Here is a 2,308-nt window from a genome sequence, read left to right as displayed (position 1 = left end):
TGGCGTCCACGCGGGCCAACAACTCGCGGCTGTCGGCAGTGCACAGCAGCAGTTCCCGGTCCGCGTTCACCCGTGCGGGATCCACCGGCACCCCGTCGAGAATCATCCGGTCCGCCCGGACCAACCGGTCCACGGCCACCAGGCGCAGCGGCAGGCTGCGGGCGGCGTACCAGTCGCGGACCCCGTCGAGCTCCGCGCAACTGGCCCACGGCAACACCGGGACCGCCGAGTTCCCGCGGTAGGACCAGTCGTCCCCGGCGCGGCAGAACCAGCCGTCCACCAGCTCGAACTCGGTACCCGGCCACGCCAACGCGCCCGCGTACTCGTGGGCCCGGACGTCGCGGGCGCGGACCGGGCGGGGCGGCAACACCTTGAGGACGGCGATGTCGGAGTCCGGGATCCGCTCCTCCTCGCCCGACTCCCGGCGCACCACCAGTTCGGGATCCAGCGCGATCACGTGCCCGATGACGTCGGTGTAAAGGTGCGAACTCTGCCCGGCCTCCAGATGACGACGCACCACCACGCGCATCCCCGTCTCCACGCGTCTGCCGGCGTTCCACCGGGACCGGTCCGCCAGACCCCGGTCCTGCTCAGCCATGGAGGTCGGTGGCCTCGTCGTCGTCGTCATCCTCGTCGGCGAACGGATCGGGATCGGTGGTCGGGTCCCAGCTCAACCCGGGGACGCCCCAGCCGGCGTCGCGGATGTGTCTCTTGGCGGCCTTGCGGTTCCGGCCGATAAGTCCGTCCGTGTAGAGGACGCCGTCGAGGTGGCCCACCTCGTGCTGCAGGCACCGCGCGAACAGGCCGTAGCCCTCCACCGAGACCGGCTCGCCGTTCTCGTCGGTGCCGGTGACCCGGGCCCACCAGGCGCGCCCGCGCGGGAAGTTCACGCCGGGGACGGACAGACACCCCTCGAGATCCTCCTCCGGGTCCGGCATGGTCTCCGGGATCTCGGAGGTCTCGAGCACCGGGTTGATCACGCAGCCACGGCGGGTGATCCAGCCGCCACGGGCCTCGACGTCCTCGCGTGAGACGCCCTCGCCGTCCTCGGTGTCCAGGTCGGGGCAGTCGTAGACGAATACCCGCTTGCGTACGCCCACCTGATTGGCGGCCAGCCCCACGCCGTTGGCGGCGTCCATGGTCTCGTAGAGGTCGCGGACGAGGTCGCGGATCTCCTCCGGGGACCCGGTGACGGGCTCGGTGGGGGCGTGGAGGGCGGGATCGCCGAGGATGACGATGGGCAGGACGGCCATGGCAGTCGATCCTAGTGCGCACCTGGCAGGGTGTCGGATCCGTGTGGTTCACTACGGGGGAATCACAACGGTGTGATCCGCACACCCGCACCGGGCGAGCGGCCGCCACACACCGACACCACAGGAGGTGCGCGCATGGGTCGATCAGCTACTGCGGCACGCGGGCCGCAGCTCGAGGGCGGGACGCAGCCCGCGGCCGAGCTACACGCCGCCGACCCCGTCCTCTCCGACCGGGACCAGGCCATGCTCGAGTTCGAGCGGCAGTGGTGGAAGTTCGCAGGCTCCAAGGAGGAGGCGATCCGGCAGAAGTTCGAGATGTCCGGCACGCGCTACTTCCAGATCCTCAACGACCTCATCGACCGCCCCGAGGCGCTGGCCGCGGACCCGCTGCTCGTCAAGCGGCTGCGGCGCATGCGGAGCAGCCGTCAGAAGGCACGCGCGGCGCGCAACCTGGGAATGCGACTCGACTGACCTACACTCACCGGCGTGAGCTCCCAGCCCGAAACCTCGCAGTACGATCCCTACGGCCCGGGCGCGCCCGCTGGCGATACCGGGGTCGGTCCCGATCCGGATGAACCGACCGGCCCTCCCTACCGGGCCATCGCGATGGTCCTCCTCGCCGCAGTGGTCCTGGCGATCGGCATCGGGCTCGTCCAACTGTTCGGGGGTGACGACGAGACCCCGACCGCCACCGATCAGGGCACCACGCAGGTCGAACAGCCCGAGCAGGGCCAGGCCGTCGACCCGGGACAACCCGGGGACGCGCCCGCCGGCCAGGACCCGCAGGGTGCCCCCGAGGGTGAGGCGGTGCCCGGCCAGCCCGCCGAGCCCGCCTCGCCGCCTCCCGCCGGTCAGCCCGGCGGCGTGCCGGCAGTGACCTCGGTGCCTGTGCAGGTGTTCAACAACAGCAACGTCTCCGGGCTCGCCGGCAGGACCGGGGAAGCCCTCCGCGAGTCCGGTTTCGCCGTCGGTGAGGTGGCCAACCTGCCCTCCGACCGGCCGGTGGTGTCCGAGTCGACCGTGTACTTCGGAACCGGCGCCGGTGAGCGGCAGGA

At 71.4% G+C, this 2,308-nt stretch carries 4 protein-coding genes; 2 read left to right on the top strand and 2 right to left on the bottom strand.

Features of this window, described 5'->3' with window-relative positions; translation table 11 throughout:
* Positions 1-598: GNAT family N-acetyltransferase, cg3035/Rv0428c family (locus tag G6017_RS04380; RefSeq protein WP_524536241.1), on the bottom strand; the 598-nt coding region annotated here is incomplete at its 3' end.
* The gene (locus G6017_RS04375; protein WP_182616120.1) at positions 591-1,253 is read right to left on the bottom strand and encodes a peptide deformylase; all 663 of its coding nucleotides are present in this window, start codon (positions 1,251-1,253) and stop codon (positions 591-593) included. The genes G6017_RS04375 and G6017_RS04380, both read right to left, overlap by 8 nt.
* Positions 1,254-1,388: 135 nt before the next feature.
* On the opposite strand from G6017_RS04375, the gene napA reads away from it, so the two are divergent.
* Positions 1,389-1,724 (top strand): nucleoid-associated protein NapA, encoded by a 336-nt coding sequence (napA, locus tag G6017_RS04370; protein ID WP_182616118.1) that lies wholly within the window; start codon positions 1,389-1,391, stop codon positions 1,722-1,724.
* Between the two features lie 15 nt (positions 1,725-1,739).
* Positions 1,740-2,308, top strand: a 569-nt coding sequence (locus G6017_RS04365) for a LytR C-terminal domain-containing protein (RefSeq protein ID WP_182616116.1), incomplete at its 3' end; no start/stop codon positions are given.

The organism is Dietzia sp. B44, from assembly GCF_014145245.1.
Taxonomy (GTDB): Bacteria; Actinomycetota; Actinomycetes; order Mycobacteriales; family Mycobacteriaceae; genus Dietzia; species Dietzia natronolimnaea.
This window is presented reverse-complemented; position numbering and strand designations above follow the sequence as displayed.

Bases quoted from the DNA above. Each gene is read 5' to 3' on its own strand.
- napA (WP_182616118.1), top strand. From the start codon at position 1,389: ATGGGTCGATCAGCTACTGCGGCACGCGGGCCGCAGCTCGAGGGCGGG.
- G6017_RS04375 (WP_182616120.1), bottom strand. From the start codon at position 1,253: ATGGCCGTCCTGCCCATCGTCATCCTCGGCGATCCCGCCCTCCACGCC.